Origin of the sequence: Anaeromyxobacter sp. Fw109-5 (assembly GCF_000017505.1) — a bacterium.
GTDB lineage: Bacteria > Myxococcota > Myxococcia > Myxococcales > Anaeromyxobacteraceae > Anaeromyxobacter.
Genome location: NC_009675.1, coordinates 3054768 through 3073579 on the forward strand (window position 1 = coordinate 3054768; position 18812 = coordinate 3073579).

At 75.3% G+C, this 18812-nt stretch carries 15 protein-coding genes and 1 tRNA gene; 6 read left to right on the top strand and 10 right to left on the bottom strand.

Annotated elements, in window-relative coordinates; all coding sequences use genetic code 11:
- Positions 1-138 precede the first annotated feature (138 nt).
- Together ANAE109_RS13495 and ANAE109_RS13500 are read left to right on the top strand one after the other, a co-directional pair.
- A complete protein-coding gene (locus ANAE109_RS13495) occupies positions 139-1272 on the top strand; it encodes a GNAT family N-acetyltransferase (protein WP_012097433.1) in 1134 nt (377 codons plus the stop codon).
- Positions 1273-1390: 118 nt separating this feature from the next.
- The gene (locus tag ANAE109_RS13500; protein ID WP_012097434.1) at positions 1391-3376 is read left to right on the top strand and encodes a nucleoside-diphosphate sugar epimerase/dehydratase; all 1986 of its coding nucleotides are present in this window, start codon (positions 1391-1393) and stop codon (positions 3374-3376) included.
- Here ANAE109_RS13500 and ANAE109_RS13505 read toward each other — a convergent pair.
- Positions 3370-4851, bottom strand: coding sequence for a SpoIID/LytB domain-containing protein (locus ANAE109_RS13505; RefSeq protein ID WP_049768586.1), 1482 nt, complete (start codon positions 4849-4851; stop codon positions 3370-3372). The two genes, ANAE109_RS13500 and ANAE109_RS13505, sit on opposite strands and share 7 nt — an antisense overlap.
- A gap of 205 nt (positions 4852-5056) precedes the next feature.
- Between ANAE109_RS13505 and ANAE109_RS24910 the strand changes: the two genes are divergently transcribed.
- Positions 5057-5377, top strand: coding sequence for a hypothetical protein (locus ANAE109_RS24910; RefSeq protein ID WP_200860858.1), 321 nt, complete (start codon positions 5057-5059; stop codon positions 5375-5377).
- Between the two features lie 115 nt (positions 5378-5492).
- Here ANAE109_RS24910 and ANAE109_RS23480 read toward each other — a convergent pair whose 3' ends face one another.
- The 3 genes from ANAE109_RS23480 to ANAE109_RS13520 form a co-directional block, all read right to left on the bottom strand.
- On the bottom strand, positions 5493-6143 hold the full coding sequence (locus tag ANAE109_RS23480) for a hypothetical protein (RefSeq protein WP_012097436.1): 651 nt from the start codon (positions 6141-6143) through the stop codon (positions 5493-5495).
- A 10-nt stretch (positions 6144-6153) separates the two neighbouring features.
- On the bottom strand, positions 6154-6867 hold the full coding sequence (locus tag ANAE109_RS13515; RefSeq protein ID WP_012097437.1) for a HEAT repeat domain-containing protein: 714 nt from the start codon (positions 6865-6867) through the stop codon (positions 6154-6156).
- Positions 6868-6940: 73 nt separating this feature from the next.
- Positions 6941-7837: an aminotransferase class IV gene (locus tag ANAE109_RS13520; protein ID WP_012097438.1), complete on the bottom strand. Its 897-nt coding sequence runs from the start codon at positions 7835-7837 to the stop codon at positions 6941-6943.
- A gap of 109 nt (positions 7838-7946) precedes the next feature.
- On the opposite strand from ANAE109_RS13520, the gene ANAE109_RS13525 reads away from it, so the two are divergent.
- Together ANAE109_RS13525 and ANAE109_RS13530 are read left to right on the top strand one after the other, a co-directional pair.
- Positions 7947-8339 carry a hypothetical protein gene (locus tag ANAE109_RS13525; RefSeq protein WP_012097439.1) on the top strand — a complete coding sequence of 131 codons (393 nt, stop codon included), beginning with the start codon at positions 7947-7949 and terminating at the stop codon, positions 8337-8339.
- Positions 8340-8604: 265 nt separating this feature from the next.
- Positions 8605-8677: transfer RNA gene (locus tag ANAE109_RS13530), tRNA-Lys, on the top strand.
- Positions 8678-8680: 3 nt separating this feature from the next.
- On the opposite strand, the gene ANAE109_RS13535 is transcribed toward ANAE109_RS13530, so the two are convergent.
- From ANAE109_RS13535 to ANAE109_RS13570, 6 genes are all read right to left on the bottom strand, one after another.
- Positions 8681-9040 carry a hypothetical protein gene (locus tag ANAE109_RS13535; protein ID WP_012097440.1) on the bottom strand — a complete coding sequence of 120 codons (360 nt, stop codon included), beginning with the start codon at positions 9038-9040 and terminating at the stop codon, positions 8681-8683.
- A 375-nt stretch (positions 9041-9415) separates the two neighbouring features.
- Positions 9416-10285 (bottom strand): endonuclease/exonuclease/phosphatase family protein, encoded by an 870-nt coding sequence (locus ANAE109_RS13545; protein WP_012097441.1) that lies wholly within the window; start codon positions 10283-10285, stop codon positions 9416-9418.
- Positions 10286-10323: 38 nt separating this feature from the next.
- Complete coding sequence (locus ANAE109_RS13550; protein ID WP_234945145.1) at positions 10324-11832, bottom strand: hypothetical protein; 1509 nt, start codon at positions 11830-11832, stop codon at positions 10324-10326.
- A 176-nt stretch (positions 11833-12008) separates the two neighbouring features.
- Positions 12009-12803, bottom strand: coding sequence for a hypothetical protein (locus tag ANAE109_RS13555; protein ID WP_012097443.1), 795 nt, complete (start codon positions 12801-12803; stop codon positions 12009-12011).
- Positions 12800-15403 carry a cytochrome c3 family protein gene (locus ANAE109_RS13565; protein WP_012097444.1) on the bottom strand — a complete coding sequence of 868 codons (2604 nt, stop codon included), beginning with the start codon at positions 15401-15403 and terminating at the stop codon, positions 12800-12802. Before ANAE109_RS13565 ends, ANAE109_RS13555 begins: the two co-directional genes overlap by 4 nt.
- Positions 15400-17622, bottom strand: coding sequence for an NAD(P)-binding domain-containing protein (locus tag ANAE109_RS13570; protein WP_012097445.1), 2223 nt, complete (start codon positions 17620-17622; stop codon positions 15400-15402). The genes ANAE109_RS13565 and ANAE109_RS13570 overlap by 4 nt, the downstream gene beginning before the upstream one ends.
- Positions 17623-17807: 185 nt before the next feature.
- Here ANAE109_RS13570 and cysK point away from each other — a divergent pair, with 185 nt between their 5' ends.
- Positions 17808-18740, top strand: coding sequence for a cysteine synthase A (cysK, locus tag ANAE109_RS13575; protein ID WP_012097446.1), 933 nt, complete (start codon positions 17808-17810; stop codon positions 18738-18740).
- Positions 18741-18812 lie beyond the last annotated feature (72 nt).

Genomic DNA, 18812 nt, shown 5'->3' on the forward strand with positions numbered 1-18812 from the left:
GACAGCCGTGCGGCACCATGGTCCCCACCCGTGCGCGCGGTCCAGCCCTCACGGCGTCCCTCGTCCGACGTTGCCCGAGCGTGAAGGGGCCCAAGGAGACGCCACCGTCCGCGGCGCGCGCGTCGTACCCTCCGTCGCATGCGGTATCGCACGCTCGACGCCGCGCGCCCCGACGATCTCGCCGCCTGGCTCGCGCTCTGGCAGCGCTGGCCGGGCCGCGAGGTCCAGGCCCACCCCGAGTACGCGCGGCTCTTCGCGCGGACCTGCGACCGGGTCGTGTGCGCCGTCGGCGAGGGCCCTGGAGGTGCGGTCCTCTTCCCGCTCATCCTGCGGCCCATCGCGGCGGAGCCGTGGGCCCGCCCCGGCGAGCTCCGCTGGGACGCCGTCACCCCGTACGGCTACGGCGGACCCTACACCTGGGGTGAGGAGCCTCGCGATCACGCCGCGTTCTGGCGCGCGCACGAGGCGTGGTGCGCCGACGAGCGCCTCGTCTCCACGTTCGCGCGGCTGTCGCTCTTCCCGGAGCAGCTCGCGGCGATGCCAGGGAGGGTCGAGCCGCGCGCGCCCAACATCGCCGTACCGCTCGACGGAGGCTCCGAGGCGCTCTGGCGGGGCTACGACTCGCGCGTCCGCAAGTGGGTGCGCGTCGCGCAGGCGGCCGGGCTCCACGTGGAGCTGGACCGCGACGCGGCGCGGCTCGACGCCTTCATCGACGTCTACAGGCACACGATGGAACGAACCGGCGCCGAGCCCTGGTACTTCTTCCCGCGCTCGTTCTTCGAGGCCCTCGTCGCGCGCCTCCGCGGATACTACGCGTTCTTCCACACGCTCCGCGAAGGCGAGGTCGTCTCCTCCGACCTCGTCCTGTGCTCCGTCGAGAACGTCTACTACTTCCTCGGCGGCACACGCGCGGAGGCGTTCCCGCTCGGGCCGAACTACCTGCTGAAGCACCACATCGCGTGCTGGGCATCGTCCGAGGGGATGCGCCGGTACGTGCTCGGCGGCGGGTACGTTCCCGGGGACGGTCTCTTCCGGTACAAGCGGGGCTTCGCGCGCGCGGGCGAGGTCCCCTTCCGCGCCGCGTGCGTGACGCACGACGCGCTCGCGTACGCGGACCTGGTCCGCAGGCGCGCCGAGTTCGCGTCGCTGACGGGCGCGAGCTGGGAGCCGCGCCCGGGGTTCTTCCCGTCCTATCGCGCGACCCAGGCCGCGAGCGTCGCGCCGACGGAGCCCGCGTCCTCGCCGCGCGCATCCACGCCGGCGCCGCGATGAGGGGGTGCGCGCCCGGGACGCACGCGTGAAGGTGTGCACCCTTGGTGGAACCTGACACGGGCACGTGACGCCGGCGAGCGGGGTGACGACCTCGGTGCTGCGAGCCAGGAGGTGGGGGATGGGGGAGCACGCAGCGCTCCGTCGGGCACGGCGCACCCTCGCGCTGATCGCGCTCGACGGCGTCGCCGCCGTCCTCGCGCTCGGGGCCGCGCTGTGGCTGCGCTTCGACGGGGGCATCCCGGCGGTGTACCTCCGCGCGTTGCCTCGCGCGATGACGATCCTCGTGGCCGCTCGCCTCGTGTGCAACGCCGCCGCGGCGCTCCATCGCTGGTCGTTCCGCCTCGCGGGCCTGTCCGACGCCCTCCGCGTCGTCGTCGCCTCGCTCGGGGGCTCGGTGTGCTTCACCTCGCTCTCGGGCTGGCTGCTCCCGGCCGGGCTCCCGCGCACGGTCTACGTGCTCGAGTTCTTCGTCACGACGGCCCTGTCGGGCGGCGTGCGGTTCGGCCCTCGCGCGCTGCTGCGCTGGAACGGTCGGCTCTTCGGGGACCGGGGCGGCGCCCGGACGATCATCATCGGCGACGGCGCCGCCGCCGAGCTCCTCGGTCGCGATCTCGAGCGGCGCCGTGATGGGCGCTACCGGCTCGTCGGCTTCGTCACGGCCGACGCGAGCGCCATCGGGTGGCGGATCGGCGGCAAGCGGGTCCTGGGCGACGTGTCGGAGCTGCCGCGGATCATCCGACGCCACGGGATCGCGACGGTCCTCCTCGCGGAGCGCTGCAACGATCCGGCGCGGGTGCGCCGCATCATCGACACCTGCGCCGACTGTGCGGTGCGCTTCAAGATCGTGCCCGCCGTCCTGGAGCTGTCGGATCGCCTCTCCGTCTCGATGCTCGACGACGTGTCACCCGCGGATCTGCTCGCGCGCCCGAGCGTCGCGTTCGACGAGGCCGCGATGCGATCGCTCGCGCACGGGCGCTCCGCGCTCGTCACCGGCGCGGCGGGATCGATAGGGTCCGAGCTGTGCCGGCAGCTGGCCCGCTTCGGCGTCCAGCAGCTCGTGATGGTCGACATGAACGAGAACGAGCTCTACTTCGGCGCGCGCCGCCTGACCGAGCGCCACCCGAAGCTCGAGGTCCGGACGGAGATCGCGGACGTCCGCGATGCGGAGCGGATCCGCCAGCTCGGCGACCTGTACCACCCGCAGGACGTCTTCCACGCCGCCGCGCACAAGCACGTCCCGCTCATGGAGAGCTCCCCCGAGGAGGCGGTCAAGAACAACGTCTTCGGGACGTTGCACGTCGCGCGCATGGCCCACGAGTGCGGCGCCGAGCGCTTCGTCCTCATCTCGACGGACAAGGCGGTGAAGCCGACCTCGGTGATGGGCGCGACCAAGCGCGTCGCGGAGCTCGTCGCCCGGGAGCTCGGGCGCTCCTCGCGCACCCAGATGACGGCCGTGCGGTTCGGGAACGTCTTCGGCTCGGCCGGCAGCGTCGTCCCGCTCTTCAAGGAGCAGATCTCGCGCGGCGGGCCCGTGACGATCACGCATCCCGACTGCACTCGCTACTTCATGACCATCCCCGAGGCGGTCGGGCTGACGCTGCTCGCCGGGCTCGGCGGGTACGGAGATCTGTGCGTGCTCGACATGGGGGCACCGGTCCGGATCGCCGATCTCGCCGCGTACATGATCATGCTGTCCGGTCGGAGCGGGGAGGTCCCGATCGTCTACACGGGCCTCCGCCCCGGCGAGAAGCTGTTCGAGGAGCTCCTGACCGAGGAGGAGGAGCGGAGCGAGGTCGTACGCGATCGTATCCGCGTCACCCGCAGCCCGCCTCCTCCTCCCGACCTCGTGCAGCATCTCGATCGGCTCCGCGCGTGCGCCGAGGCAGGCGACCGCGCGGCCGTCCTCGCGACCCTTCGCGAGCTCGTCCCGTCGTACCGGCCTGCTCGAGACGGAACCGGACCGCGGGGCGCGGTCGCCGCAGCGCAGCGCGCCGAGGAGATGGCGAGGGTCGGCGTGGCGCTTCCGCCCACCGAGCGGGGCCGCGGCATCGCCAGGGGTCGTCGCACCGGCTCGATGGAGCCGGTGGCCGCGGGGCCTCAGTAGATCCGCGCGATCTCCGCGCCCGAGTAGTAGGCGGCCAGGATCTCCCGGTAGCCGCGACCCGACTGCGCGCGACCCACCGCGCCCCACTGGCACATCCCCGCGCCGTGCCCCCAGCCTCCGCCGCGGAGGAGGACGCCGTCGCCGCTGCGGTCGATCACGAACATGGCCGAAGGGAGGTCGCCGAGCAGCCGCCGGATGCGGAGCTCGCCCGCGATCTCGGCGCGCCCGCGGTCTCCCTCGATCGCGAGCAGCCGGGCGCGGCCGGACACCCCGCGGGCGCCGACGGAGATCGCGCGGACGCGGCCCACGCCGAGCGGGGCGGCCGCCGCGTCGAGCGCGGGGCCGGTGAGGCGCCGCTCCCAGCGGAAGCGCGTGACGCCCGGCGCGGCCGATCCGCGACACCAGGCGTGGCCCGGGTCGGCGAGGAACGCCCGCAGGCGCGGCTCCTCGGCGAGCCCGCCCGCCCATCGCTCCGCGTGCGGCGGCGCCGCGTCGGGCCTGCCGCGCAGGCTCGCGTTCGGCGCGGCGCCCCACACCGCGTCGTTGTCCTCGCCGTGCCCGCCGCAGGTCGCCGAGTACACCGCGTCCACGAGCGCTCCCTCCCCGGCGCCGAACAGCACCTCTCCCCGCGTCGCCCGCACGGCCTCGTCCGTGCGCGCGGTGCGGGCCGCGTCGCCGCGGTACGCCTGGCAGTGGACCTCGGCGCACAGCATGAAGGGGTCCGTGGCGTGGCGCGCGCCGATCTGGGCGAGCACGTTCGAGCGGGCGGTGACCGCCTGCGCCTTGAGCGCCTCGAGCGGCGACGAGGCCGGCATCTCGCTCGGCACGAGCCCGCGGAGCAGCTCCTCGACCGGTACCGCGTGGACCGCCGCCAGCGCGCCGCGCGCGTCGAGGGCGACGTACAGCCGGCCACGGTAGGCGCGGTCCTCCCTCGCGCGCGCGCGCGGACCGCGATCGTGCTCGACGTCCTCGACGAGGACGCCGCCGTCCGCCGCGACGTCCAGCCAGAGCGCCCCGTCCGCCTCTCCGAGCGGGGCGCCGCCGTCGGCGCGGAGCACGAGCGTCCCGCGCGGCCGGGATACCACCTCGGCGTGGACGACCGCCTTCGCGCCGAAGCGCGCGTCCAGGGAGGCGATCAGCGCACGAGCCGAGTCGAGCGCGCCGTCCCCTTCGGCGAGCAGGAGCTCACGACGGGTGTCCACCACCCGCCCGGCGACGCCGTACACCGCGCCGACGAGCCGGGAGCGCACGTTCACGCCGCGCGCCGCCCACGTGCGCCGGACCGCGTCGAGCGACGCGCGAGCGGCGAGCGGCGCCTCCGCCAGCAGCGCGTGATGGACCACCACCGCGGGCGCCGCCCCCGAGGACCGCACCGAGAGCCGTGCGCCGGCCGGGACCTCGACGACCTTCCCCCCGCGCAGGGTCACTCGGCCCGGCGCCCGCGCGCGAAAGGCGATCTCGCGCTGGCCTTCCATGAGGCGGATGGTGACGAGGGGCTCGCCCGAGGGGGTGAACTGAAGGCGGTGGGACCAGAGGAGCTCGAGCGGATCGGACAGGTCGAGGGTCTGGGGGGGTGGCGTCGCTCGACTTCGCCCGTCCTGAGCGTAGCGGCCTTGGGCCGCGGAGTCGAAGGGGTCGGGGTGAGCGGCCGATGGGTCCGTCGCGGTCGGGGTCGCGGTCGTGGTCGCGGTCGCGGTCGCGGTCGTGGTCGCGGTCGTGGTCGCGGTCGTGGTCGCGGTCGTGGTCGCGGTCGGGGTCGCGGTCGCGGTCGCGGTCGGGGTCGCGGTCGGGGTCGCGGTCGGGGTCGCGGTCGGGGTCGCGGTCGGGGTCGCGGTCGGGGTCGCGGTCGGGGTCGCGGTCGGGGTCGCGGTCGGGGTCGCGGTCGGGGTCGCGGTCGGGGTCGCGGTCGGGGTCGCGATCGGGGTCGCGGTCGCGGTCGCGGTCGAGGTCGTCCCTCGACTCCGCGGCTCCGCCGGGGCGGAGCCGCTACGCTCGGGATGAGCGGCCGATGAGCCCGTCACGCTCGTCGCCCCGGTCTGCGTGGCGGTCCGTCTCCCCTGCCCCAGCGCGCAGGCGAGCAGGACGGCGGTGGCGATCGCCGGGGTCCTGCGGCCGATCACGACTCGAGCCGCGCGTCCTTCTCGGCGGCGAGCGCCTCGAGCGCGCTGGCTGCCGCGGTGCGCGCGGCGGCGGGGCTGGACGGCTCGCGGAGGCAGGCGGCGGCGCGGGTGAGCTCGTCGCGCTCGCGGAGCTCGCGGGCGCGGAGCGCCTCGATCATGAGGGCCACCTCGTCGGCCAGGTCGGCGAGCATGTCCCGGGCGCGCAGGCGCCGCGCCGGGGCGAGCCGGCCGGCGGCGACGTCGCGGCAGACGCGGCGCAGCACGAGCGCGGGGCCGGCGATCCGGTGCGTCACCACCACCGCGGCGACGAGGAGGCACGGCAGGGCGGCGGCCAGCACGACCGCGACCAGGCCGATCCGGCCGCGGTCCTCGGCCGCGAGCGCCCGGGCCAGCGACTCGCTGGCGACGGGATCCCCGAGCGCCACCACCCGGCTCGTCTCGCGATAGGCGGTCCAGAGCAGCCAGCCGAGGCCGACCGAGAGCGCGACCGCGACGGCGAGCAGGTAGCTCCCGAGCCGGAGCTGAAGCCGCGCGTCGAGCAGGTAGTTGCGGAACAGGCGTCGCGGGGTCTCTGCGGGCGCCCCTTCGGACGAGACGCCGGGCTCGAGCGGCGGCGGAGCGGACGGCGGGGCGCGAGCGGGTTCCATGATGTCCGGTTTACCTCTCCGCGAGCCGCGCCGCGAGATCCTCGCACAGCGCCCGCGCGGCCGCGTCGAGGGCCCGGGAGGCGTACGAGGCGAGCCGCGCCTCCGGGACCGCGCCGGCCGCCGAGAGCCGCGCGCCGCTCTCGAGCATGGCCGCCATGCGGCCGTCGAAGTCGACCGCCACGAGCGCCGCCTTCACCGCCACCTCCGTCCGGCCCGTGCCCTCCTTCACGTCCACGCGGAGCACCGTCGGCTTCAGGACCATTCCGCCGCGCTCGACGACGGCCCACCCGCGCGCGGACAGGTGACGCGCCAGCGCCTGGCGGAGCGCGCTGCGTGCCGCGGCGCCGCCCGCGTTCCCCGCGGGCTCCTCGATGGAGAAGGCGAGGCCCAGGGCCTCCAGCGCCAGCGACGCGGCCTCGCGCACGCCGCGATCCGCGTCCGAGCGTCGCGCGAGCTCGAGGGCGGTCCGGGCGTCGTCGCCCCGCAGCCGGCCCAGCGCCCCCGCCGCGGCGATGCGGACGGCCGGCGCCTCGTCGGACGCGAGCGCCTCCGCGAGCACGGCGACCGCGGCCGGCTCGCCCCGCTGCCCGAGCACGATGGCCGCTTGCGCCCGGACCTTGACGGAGCCGTCCTCACGCAGCGCGCCCGCGGCATCGTCGCCGGTGTCTGCACGTGCGGGAGCGACGAGGGTGAGGGCGAGCGCGCAAGCCACGATGCGGAGCATGTGCCCGGAGTGTACGCTCGTGCCCCGCGCGCGGCGAAGCCGTCTCGCGGCGCGTACCTCTGCACCCGCAGTCCTACACCGTCGCGGCCTCGCGGAACGCCGCGTGCAGCCGCAGCGTGACCGGCCCGGGGCGGCCGCTGCCGACGCGGCTGTCCCCCAGTCGAGTGACAGGGAGGATCTCACGCACGGTGGAGGTGATGAAGAGCTCGTCGGCGGTCTCGAGATCCAGGGGCCGCAGCGCCACCTCCTCCACCGGCAGGCCCGCCGCCCGGGCCAGCCGGAGCACGACCGCGCGCGTCACCCCCTCCAGGATCCCGGCCGCGAGCGGCGGCGTCAGCACGCGTCCGGCGGAGACCGCGAACACGTTCGACGAGGACCCCTCCGTCACGAACCCGGCGTCGTCGAGCAGCAGCGCCTCGTAGGCACCCGCCGCGCGCGCCTCGCGGACCGCGAGCACGTGCGTGAGGTGGGCGCCCGTCTTGGCCGAGGGGTCGACGGCCTTCGTCGAGGCCCGCCGTACGCCCACGATCGCGGCGGGCACGCCCTCGGCGTAGGCGCGCGCGGGCGGGCCCGACAGCGGCTGCACGATGACGATCGCGAGCGGGTCCACCGCGAGCGCGGGATCGAGGCCGATCTCCCCCGCCCCGCGCGTCATGACCACGCGGATGTACCGCTCGCCTCGGTTCCAGGGCGCCGCCTCCGGATCCGGCGCCTCGGCGCCGCGCGCCGCGGCGAGCGTGCGATCGATCTCGGCGCGGGCGCGATCGGCGTCCCAGCGCGGCGTGAGCGCGATGCGCCCGGCGGAGTGGGCGAGTCGATCGAGGTGCGCGCGGAGCTCGAAGGGACGACCGCCGTACGTCCGGATCACCTCGTACACGCTGTCGCCGTACAGGAACCCACGGTCGAACACCGAGACCTTGGCCTCCGAAGGCGCGACGAGGGAGCCGTCGAGGTTCACGAGCGTGCGCATGGCCGGGTTCTAACCTGCCCTCGGCCGCCGCGGTGGTCCGCGGCCGCCTGGGGCTGAAGGGGCCCGATTTCTTGACCAGCCGATCCACGGGCGATATCCCCAGAAATCGATGGATGCCGCGGTCGAGTGCACGCACTGCAAGGTCGTGATGACGAGCTGGTCGGCTCCGGGCAGCCAGATCCGCTACTTCCAGTGCCCCTTCTGCGCCCGGACCCACTCGTCGCTCTACGGCGAGGTGTTTCGCCGCCGCGCCGGCGCGCGCGTCGTCGACGCGCCCGTCCGAGCAGGCGCGCCCGCCGAGATCCCGATGGCCAGTCCCGAGGACATCCGCTGGGCCCAGGTCAAGGCGACCGCGGCGCAGTGGTTCGCGCGCGTGGAGGCGGACGAGCGGACGCGTGAACCGCGGGCGGTCCCCGTCCCGCTTCGCTCGGTCGCCGCGGCCAGGCCGGCCCCGGCCGCCGCTCGCGCGCCGGTCGCCGTCCGCGTCAGGCGCAAGGCGTGAGCGGCGCGCCGGGTTGCCGGCGCTCCGAGCTCCGCGTTCCGTCCGTCGACCGATCGGCTCGAGCTCGCTCCGCGCCGCGATCCGCGGCGGTGAGGTCACGTCGACGACGCGAGCGCCAGCCCCCCCGACCCTGACCTCTCGCCGCTTCGAGGCCGGCCAGGCCAGGCTCCCTGGGCGATGATCCCGTGGTATCAAGCGGCCCGGCACCGCGCGATGCGCACGGTGCACAGGTCTGAAGAATTCGCTAAGAAAGCAAGGCACCTTCGAGGCGCTAGCTCAACTGGCAGAGCATCGGCCTTTTAAGCCGGTGGTTCTGGGTTCGATTCCCAGGCGCCTCACTCTCACCTGTCGGGCTCTTCTTCTGGACGCGCGCCGGGAGGCGCCGTGCCCTCCGCCAGCGGCCTCGGCAGCGCCGCGGGCGGGTAGAGCTCCGTGACGTCCACCCACGTCTCGGAGCTCTCCCCGGAGAAGACCATCTTGTAGCGACGGACGGCGCCGCAGACGTCGAGGTCGGCCTGCGCTCCCACCTTGCGCAGGACGGCGATGCGGTCCTTCCTGCAGCCGTGATCGAACGCGACGGCGTTGACGAGGAACTGCGACACGCGCGTCGTCTCGCCGTGCGGAGCCGCGACCCGGGTCGAGCCACAGCCGGACGAGGCTGCGACGACGAGCGACAGCGGAAGGGCGGCGATCGCTCTCATGGTTCACCCGCTGCCGATGCTATCGGCAGGGGCCCGCGCGCGGACTGTCCGTGCTGGTCCACCCCATCGGTGAGCGCCCGTCTCCCCTCCCTCAGTCTGGCTCCCCGCGACCCGGCGGCTCCCGGCGCTCGACCGGCTCGCCCTCACGGTCCTGTACCTCCTCGGCTCGAGGGATCACCGCACCCGCGGGCGGACGCCCCGGAGAGCCGTCGCCGAGGATGCGCGGCGTGCCGTCATCGAATCCAGGCGGATTCGGCCCCGGCCCGCCCGCCAGTCCCGGCTCGGTTCCCAGCTCGTCCTTCGGCTTGCGCTCGTCGGTCATTGAGCCACCCCTCCCCCCTCAAAGCTGGATCGCTCCACCCCCGCCGGGGAACCTCACGGCAGGCGGAGATCGAGCACGACGGGCTGATGATCGGAGGCGCGCGCCACGTCGGTCCCGCGCTCGACGACGGCGCGGACGATCGCCGCCGCGCTCGCCCGACCGACGAGCAGCGCGTCGAGCCGCTCGGCGGGTGAGCCCGAGGACCACGTCGTCTCCCAGCTCGGCAGCGGATCGACGTGGGCGCCGTCCCCGGCGAGCGGCGCCAGCGCCGGTGCCGTGGGCGGATCGTTGAGGTCGCCGCCCACCAGCACGAGCGCCTCGGGGTCCGCCTCGGAGATCGCGTCGGCGATGGCCCGCATGCGGGCCGCCTGCGCCGCGCGGCGCGTGCCGTCATCGGAGAGGCGCGAGCTGAGGTGGCTCGCGACGATGGCGATCCGCCGGCCGCCCACGCCGAGGTGGACCTCCACGCAGTCGCGCGGCCACAGCGTGCGCCCGTCCCCGTCGAGCTCGGCGGCGTGGCTCACGTACCGATGGATGGAGGGCCGCGACAGCACCGCCACGTCGATGCCGCGCGGATCGTTCCCCTCGACCAGCCGCGCCTCGCCGTAGCCGGCGCGCGCCGCCAGGGCGGACGCGAGCGCGAGGGTCTCGACCTCCTGGAGCAGGACCACGTCGGCGTCGACCCGGAGCAGGACCTCCGCGACGGCGTCGAGCTTCGCCTTCACCGCCTCGGGGGACGGGAGCGCGTCCTCGGCCCCAGGCGGCAGCAGGCGATCCTCCGCGTCGAACAGATCGTGGACGTTCCAGGTCGCGACGCGCAGCACAGTTCCCTCGAGCCCAGGGCGCCGGTCCGCGGGAGCGTCCAGGAGCGGACCGCACCCGGCGACGACGGCCGCGACGAACGTGAGCGCTCGTGACCTCATGCCGCGGGCACGATTGCAAATCGAGCGCCCGCGGCGACTCAGTAGGTCGCGTACAGCGCCACGTTGCCGGTGAGGCCCCACGAGGTCGACCCGGCGCCCTCCGCGGTCGTCAGGGGTGAGCGGGAGAGGGCCGAGATCTTCAGGCCCAGGTGGCGACCGAGGTCCGCCGCCGCGCTCGCCACCACCCCGAGCTCGTCGCGATCGACGCCGAGCGTCTTCGCATGAGACCAGGTGGCGCGGGCGAGCAGGCGGAGCGGATCCCACGGCCGCGCGACGAGCTGGGCGTACGCGCTGCGGCCGGCGAGCCACCCGCCCTCCTCGAGGTAGCCGACGGTCAGCCCGCCGCGGCGCCCGAGGAGCCGCGGGATCCCCAGCTCCGGCCCGGCCCAGGCGCGACCGAGGTCGTGCTCCGCGTCCCGGGAGAACCCTCCGGTGGCGCCGAGGCGGAGGAAGGATCCGAGCTCGACCGCGGCCCAGGCGTCCGCGGCGTCGCTGCGGCCCGGGAAGAGGGCCGGCTCGGTGACCTCGGGCCACGCCAGCCCGGCGTGACGGTAGCTCGCGCCCAGGGAGACCGTCCGCGTAGGCCGGGCGGCGACGTCCACGCGCGCCGCGTCGAGGAGGGCGCCCGCCTGCTCCTCGCCGCCCGCGCCCAGCTGGGCCTCCGCCGAGACCTCCCCCGCGCGCAGCCAGGCGCGTCCGGCCAGCGTCGCCTCGACCCGGGTGCCCAGCTCGGGCGAGCGGACCACGGCGAGCCGTCCCTCATGCCGAAGCCTCCCGCCACCCAGCGCGCGCTCCAGGGACCAGAACCCGCCGCCGGTCGAGCGCTCCGTGGTGGGCGAGAGCGTGTCTGGCTCGGGCACCACCCCGCCGAACAGCCCCACCTCGGCGCTGCCTCGCCGGACGGACGCGCTCGCGCCGTCGAAGACCGTCGCCCCGAGCACGTGGTACGGCAGGATTCGACCGGCGGAGAGCCGGACGGCGGACACGGGCGCGGAGAGCTGCGCCTGCCACAGGTACAGCCGGGCGTCGTCGTCGGGCCGGAAGCGCGGGTTCGCGCCCGGAACCCAGCGCTCGGCGCGCGCCTCGAGATCGAGGACCACGTCCGCGCCGAGCGGCGCGCCGCGCAGCGCGAGATCGAGCCGCTCGACGGAGAGCGTCGACGCTCCCGTGGAGGCCCAGCTCACGTGCTCGAGCCCCGCCACGGCGATCCGCCGCCGCGCGGGCGCCTCGCGGCGCTCTCCGGGACGGAACTCGACGCGCACGACGGGCGCCTCGGCCGCGGCTCGGGCGCGCGCGGCCAGCTCCTCGGCGGTGGGGAGCGGGGCCGGCGACGGCGGCGCTGCGGGCTCGGGAGCCGGCGCGAACGTGACCGTGTCGCCCGGACGGAGCGCCGTCGCGGGGCAAGCGGCGTGGTGCTCTCCCAGCTCGTCCACGGTGCAGCGGCCCGCCTCGGCGCCCCTGCGTCGGGCCATCACCACGGCCTCGAGAGCGAGCCCATCGGCCGCGCCGACGTCGAGGTAGGCGCGCGCGGCGGTGACGTAGACCACCGCGCCCGTGCCGCGACGACGTTCGGGGCGGGGCGCGTCGGTCGCCGTTCCGGCGCTGGAAGGGGCCGGCGAGGCCGCGAGCACGACCGCTCGCCCTTCGACAGGCTCGGGGCGAGCGGAACCGGTTGCGGGCAGCGCAACGGCGGAGACGACGGCGAGCAGGAGGCAGGCGCGCATCAGCCTTCCACCCGCCCCGCCGGATGACACCCGAGGCACGCCGGGGTCTCGTAGCGGTAGTCGGGCTGGTTGTCGTGCCTCCCGTCCGTCTCCGCCCGCACGTGGCACCCCAGGCAATCCGCGACGGTGAAGTCCGCGCCGAAGGGCTTGTCGGCGCGCCAGGCGGGGTGACACCGGAGGCAGTCCGCCCGATCGGCGACGTGCTTCGTGCCGGAGCCGATCGGGAACCCGGTGTGAGTCGACAGGCGATCGACCTGCGAGTCCGCGTGGCAGGCGAGGCAGCGGCGCGAGTCGAAGGCGTAGCCGCCCACCTGGAGGTGGTCGCCGTCGGCGGTCGCGCGGGTGTGCGGGTGGCACCCGGCGCACGCGAGCGCGGTCCGGTCCGTCGGCGAGAGGTGGCACTCGCGGCAGGAGGTTCCCGCGTGCGCGCCGCTCGAGATCGGGAAGATGGGCCCGTGGTTCACCCCGGCGCCGTCGGGGTGGCAGCGGTAGCAGGCCTCGCTCGCCCAGGAGAAGTCCTGCACCGCGGCGTCGGCGTGCTGCTGCGCCACCTCCGCCTCGCTCGCGTGCGCGCCGGTGTGGCAGTGCAGGCAGTCGAACTGCCGGAAGCTGGGGAAGTCGGCGTGGCAATCGTCGCAGCTGCACTCCTCGTGCGGCGTGCCCGGCGTGGCCGGGAACGAGCGGGCGGCGTGCTGCTCCGGCGTGGGCATGGTGAGCCAGGGTGGCGCCGGGTCCCTGCAGCCGGAGAGCGGCGCGAGCGCGAGGCCCAGCGCGACGAGGAGCGCGCGCGTCATGGGAGCCCTCCGGGGCGGGCGCGGCCGAGGTTCTCTCCGCCCCCGTCGTCCGTCGAGAAGCGGTGGCACTCGTAGCAGCGCCGGTCGGCGCAGGCGAAGCCGCCCACCGGCTCGTGCTCGGCGCAGGAGTGGCAGCGGGTGCAGGCGGCGGTGCCCGACTGGCACGCGAAGGGCTGACCGTAGTCCACGGGAGGGATCGACGTGTGGCAGTCGCGGCAGCGGATCCCCGCGTGGTGGCCGCGCGTGATCGAGAAGCACTCCTCGTGCGCGGGCAGACCCGCCGGGGCGAACCGCCAGGTGCCGTGGCAGCCGCGGCAGTCCCGCGGGAAGCCGGCGAGGTCGTGATTCACCGGGGAGGCGCCAGAGGCCGCCCGCTGCCAGTCCGGCTCGTGGCACGCGACGCACTCGCGCGTGGGGCGGGTGAACCCGCGATCGCGGCGGTCGCCGTGGCAGGACTCGCACGGGGTGACCGCGTGCCGGCCCGTGAGGGGGAACGCGCTCCGCCGGTGCGCGTCGGCGTCGAAGGTCGTCGTCTCCCAGCCGGTCGCCTCGTGGCACCTCTCGCAGCGCCGGCCGAGCCGCCCCTGGTGCACGTCCGCGTGGCACGCACCGCAGGCGCGCGGCAGCGGCGTGGCGAACGACGCGTCGGGGTGGCAGCCCCGGCACGACGCCTCGCGGTGCCGTCCCTCGAGCGGGAAGCCCGTGGCGTCGTGCGAGAACGCGACCTTCTGCCAGCTCTCCGCCGTGTGGCAGCGAGCGCAGCGGGTCTCGCCGTCCTGCCGGAACGCCCCCCGGTGGAAGTCCACGTGGCAGGCCTGGCACTCGCCCGGGAGGGGCCGGTACCGGCGCACCTCGACCGTTCCCACGCGCGCGGCGGGGTGGCACCTCTCGCATGCGACCCCCCGGTGCTTCCCCTCGAGCGCGAAGGCGGTGAACGGCTTCCGGTGCTCGAAGCGGAGCGGCGCCGGCGCCTTCCAGCCCTCCGTCCCGTGGCAGCGGCCGCAGTCGGTCCCCTTCCCCTCCGCGGCGAGCTGTCCCGCGTGCGCGTCGGCGTGGCACGCGGCGCACGAGGTGTCGAGCGGGCGGTAGCGCACCGTCCCGGCCGCGTCGCGCCGGTGGCACGCGCCGCACGCGGCCTTCTCGTGCTTGCCGGCGAGGGGGAACCGGCTGTCCTTCGCGTGATCGAACCGCGCACGGCGGAACGACTCCACCAGGTGGCAGCTCGCGCAGCCCCCCTCCTCGAGGCGTTTGCCGAACTGACCGGCGTGCGGATCGCGGTGACAGGTGCGGCAATCGCGCGCCCTGGGCACGTCGAAGCGCGCGAGGCTCGCCTTCACCGGCCGCCCCGCGCGGCGGAGCTCGGCCCGGGTTCCGGTCGGGATCGTGCGCTGCTCGTCCTTCGGGTGGCACAGGGCGCAGGCCACCGCGCGGTGAGCGCCCTCGAGGCGGTAGGCGAGCCGGTCGTGATCCGCGGCCTCGAAGCGCGCCGGGAGCCAACCTTCCAGGCCGTGGCAGGCGTCGCAGGTCCGCTGCGGGGTGCCTGCCGGCGCCTTCAGCGCCGTCGCCAGCGTCTCGAGCTGCCCCGCGTGCGCGTCGGCGTGGCAGTCGGTGCAGCGGCCGAAGGGCAGCCCGCGGAAGCGGGCCTTCGCGCCTGCGGTGGAGCCGTGACAGGCCTCGCAGCGCACCGCCGCGTGGGCCCCGCGGAGCGGGTAGCGCGTGCGGTCGTGGAAGGCGCGCTCGCGCACGGCGCCGCTCACCTTCCTCCAGTCCGCGGGGGCGTGACAGCCCGCGCAGGCCGACCCGAGCCGACCCTGGTGCGGATCCTTGTGGCAGTCCGTGCAGGCCTGGAACGCGAGCCCCTTGTAGCGCACGAACCCCGACCGCGAGACGGGCGGGGTCTGCCCGGGCGCGCCCGACGGCGGGGCCGGCTCCGGCTCGCTGCGGTGACACTTCGCGCACGGGATCGTCGCGTGCTTCCCCTCGAGCGGATAGGCCGCCCGCGCGTGGGCGAAGCGCGGAGCGGGCTTCCAGGCGTCCTCGACGTGGCAGCGCTGGCACTCGGCGCCGAGCTGCCCGCGGTGCTCGTCGAAGTGACACGCGGCGCAGGCGGTGGGCGCCCCGAGCAAGGTCTCCCGCCCCGGCTGCTTGCCGAGCACCTCGAGGACCGCCGGATCGCGGACCAGGCGGCGATCGTGGCAGCGCGCGCAGTCCACGCGCCGGTGCTTCCCCCGCAGCTCGAACCCTGCCCGGGCGTGATCGAACCCCTTCCTGCCCGCCCTGCCCCAGTCGACGAGGGGGAAGTCGCGGCCCTGGTGCTCGTGGTGGCACGTCTCGCAGGCGCGCTCCCTCGGCGGGAGCCGGCCATGGAACCCGCGCCCCTCCAGGACGCGCGCCCGGAGCTCGGTGTGGCACGAGAGGCAGCGGTCCGGCGAGAGCTGCTCGCCCGCGACGTGGCACCTCGTGCAGCTCGCGAGCCCCTCGAGCGCGCGGTGGGGGCGGGAGAGCTCCCCGGGCGAGAAGACGCTCTGCGCCCTGGCCACGCTCGCGAGCATGGCCAGGGCGGAGAGGACGAGGGCGGAGGTCGCGCGCGAGGTCGTCATCTGCGGAGGAGCCCGTAGCCGAGGTAGAGCGAGAGCCCGATGTGGGCGGCGATGGCGAGCACGAGGAAGACCGCCAGGGAGGCGTGGAAGACGCGCCAGCCGCGCAGGAGGCGCTTCAGCGAGCCGTAGAAGCGGATCTGCCAGCGGAGCCGCGCGAGCCGCACGACCTCGTCGCGCAGCTCGCGGAAGCGGCGCCGGTCCTCGAAGCGGCCGCGCAGGGCGAGCAGCCGCACGCGCACCGAGAGCGCCTCGAGGGGCATCCGCACGAAGAGCAGCGCGAACGAGCTCGCCTGGACGGGAGCGGTGACCCGGTCCACGAGCGCCCGCGCCGGAGCGCCGCCGCGCGCGAGCAGCGGCCCGAGGTCGTCGCGCAGCCGCTCGAAGCGGGCGAGCAGGTCCGCGAGCTCGACGGCCTTCCCGCCGTCGGACGGGACGGCCCCGTAGATGAACCGGCCCACGATGCCCGTGGTCACCACGATGCCGAGCGCGCCGGCCGTGCCGCTCGCGAGGAGGTTGTTCGACTGGAACGCCGCGTGGAACGCGATGACGAGCGGGCTCATGAACCCCACGAAGACGTGGAAGTCGAGCCAGCCCTTGATCTTCCCGAGCGCCCCGAGCCGCTTCCAGCGCTTGCGCGCGGCGTAGAGGAAGTTGGAGAGCATGAACGCCGTCGCCGCGATCCCCACCCCGTGCCCCCACGGCCCCGCCGACTTGAGGCTCGGGTGCGCCGGAGAGCGGAGCCGCTCGACGCGCGACAGCGGGTAGTACTCGTGCCCCTTCCACGCGAGGAAGGCCAGGATGGCCGCGCCGGCGAGGACGTAGAGGACCCGGAACACGCGCCGCCGGAGGCGCTCGGCCCGCTCCTGGCCCGCCGCGGCGCGGCGTCGCGCCGCCTTGGCGTCGTCGCCGCGCTCGCCGGGCGCCTCCCCGTGGAAGCGCCGCAAGGCGACGCCGGCCTTCGCGAGGAACTCGAGCGGCAGCTCGCCGCCCACGTTGACGATGACGAAGTCGTTCTCGAGGCTGGTGACGTGGCCGCCGAGCTCGAGCGAGACCTCGCCCGGGCGGATCTCCCGGACCTGGGACGGCAGGAGCATCGTCACCCGCCCCGCCGCCGCGAGCGCCTCGATCTGCTTGCGGTTCGCCTCGCGGCAGCGCGCGAGCTCGGCGCCGCGGTACGAGAGCGTCACCTCGGCGTCGCTCTGCCCGGCGAGCTGGATCGCCCCCTCGAGCGCAGCGTCCCCGCCGCCGACGACGAGGACCTTCGCGCCGTCGTACTGCTCCGGATCGGTCAGGCCGTAGGAGACCTTCGCGAGCTCCTCACCGGGCACGCCCAGCTTCCGCGGCGTCCCGCGCCGGCCGATGGCCAGCACCACCTTCGCGGCGGGCACGGGGCCGCGCTCGGTCTCCACGACGAAGCGGCCGTCCTCGCCGCCGATGCCGGTGACCTTCACCCCGTGCTCGACCCGGATCGCGGCCCGCTCGAGGACGCGGCGGAAGTCGGCGAGCAGCTCCTCCTTCGTCATGAGGCGCCGCCCGAACCGACCGACGAGCGGCAGCTGAACGGTCTCGGTCATCGCGACCTTCTGCCGCGGGTAGTGCGCGATGGCGCCGCCCACCTCGCCTTGCTCGAGCAGCCGGAACGGCACCCGCCGCGCCTTCAACCCGAGCGCCGTGGCGAGGCCGGCCGGGCCGCTGCCCACCACCACGACCTCGCCGGAACCCGGCGCGACGAGCTCGGCGAGCCGCTCGGCCGCCTCGAGCCCCTGCGCGAAGGCGTTCTTGATGAGGCCCATCCCGCCGAGCTCGCCGACGACGTGCACGCCCGGGCGGGAGGACTCGAAGAACCCGTCCACCTCGGGGAGGTCGACGCCGCGCTCGGCGGTCCCGAACACCAGCCGGATCGCGCCGACCGGACACTCCGCCGCGCAGCGTCCGTGGCCGATGCAGTGATCGCCGTGCACGAGCCGCGCGGCGCCGTCCACGACGCCCAGGATGTCGCCCTCCGGGCACGCGCGCAGGCAGGAGAGGCTGCCGATGCAGATGTCCGGGTCGATCACGGGGTGCAGCGAGCGCGGGAGGTGCCCGCCGCGCGCGGATCGCTCGCCGAGCGTGGCCTCGTCACGGCGCTGGCGCGCGCTGCGCCGCGCCACGTGGCCGCGCGCGAGGAGCCCCACGGCGAGGAGAGAGCCGGCGACGATCACCGCGGAGGCGAGATCCATGGGCGGGCGAGATCCGGCGTCCACGTTCGCGCGTAACTTCGCTGTCGGGCAAGTACCGGGAACGGGTCGCTCGCACCGTGGGTTCCTGGCCTCCGCTTGACAAGCCGACCATCCGCTTTTAAAGATGGCCTCCGCTATAACGGACACGGGCCCGCGCGCCGCGGGCCGCTCTCGCGGAGACCCAGATGCGCATCGCGGACGACATCACCCGGCTCATCGGCAACACGCCGCTCGTGCGGCTCAACCGCGTCATGGACGGCGCGCGCGCCACCGTGGCGGCGAAGCTCGAGAGCTTCAACCCGTGCTCCTCGGTGAAGGACCGGATCGGCGTCGCGATGATCGAGGCGGCGGAGCGCGACGGGCTCATCAAGCCGGACACGGTCCTCCTCGAGCCGACGAGCGGGAACACCGGCATCGGCCTCGCCTTCGCCGCCGCCGCGAAGGGCATCCCCATCGTGCTCACCATGCCCGAGACGATGAGCGTCGAGCGGCGCAAGCTCCTCCTCGCGCTCGGCGCGAAGCTCGTCCTCACCCCCGGGCCGGAGGGCATGAAGGGCGCCATCCGGAGGGCGGAGGAGCTGGCGGCCGAGGACCGGCGCTACCTCGTCCTGCAGCAGTTCGACAACCCGGCGAACCCGGAGATCCACCGGCGCACGACCGCCGAGGAGATCTGGCGCGACACGGAAGGCCGCATCGACATCCTGGTCGCCGGCACGGGGACGGGCGGGACGATCACCGGCTGCGCCGAGGTCCTCAAGGCGCGCAAGCCGGGGCTGAAGGTCGTCGCCGCGGAGCCGGCGGACTCGCCGGTCCTCTCCGGCGGCAAGCCGGGGCCGCACAAGATCCAGGGCTGGGGCCCGGGGTTCGTGCCGAAGGTCCTGAACGCGAACCTGGTGGACGAGGTGATCACGGTGGGCCACGAGCCCGCCGGCGAGATGGCGCGGCGGCTCTGCCGGGAGGAGGGGATCCTCTCCGGGATCTCTTGCGGTGGCGCCGCCTGGGCCGCCCGAGAGGTGGCGCGCCGGCCCGAGAACGCGGGCAAGCTCGTGGTGGTCGTGCTGCCCGACACCGGCGAGCGCTACCTCTCGACCTGGCTGTTCGAGGACGGGGCGCGCTGACGCCCCGTCCGGCAGCGTCCGGCGGCCTCGCCCCCTGACGCGCCGCGGGATCGCGGCGTCCCGAGGGCTCGA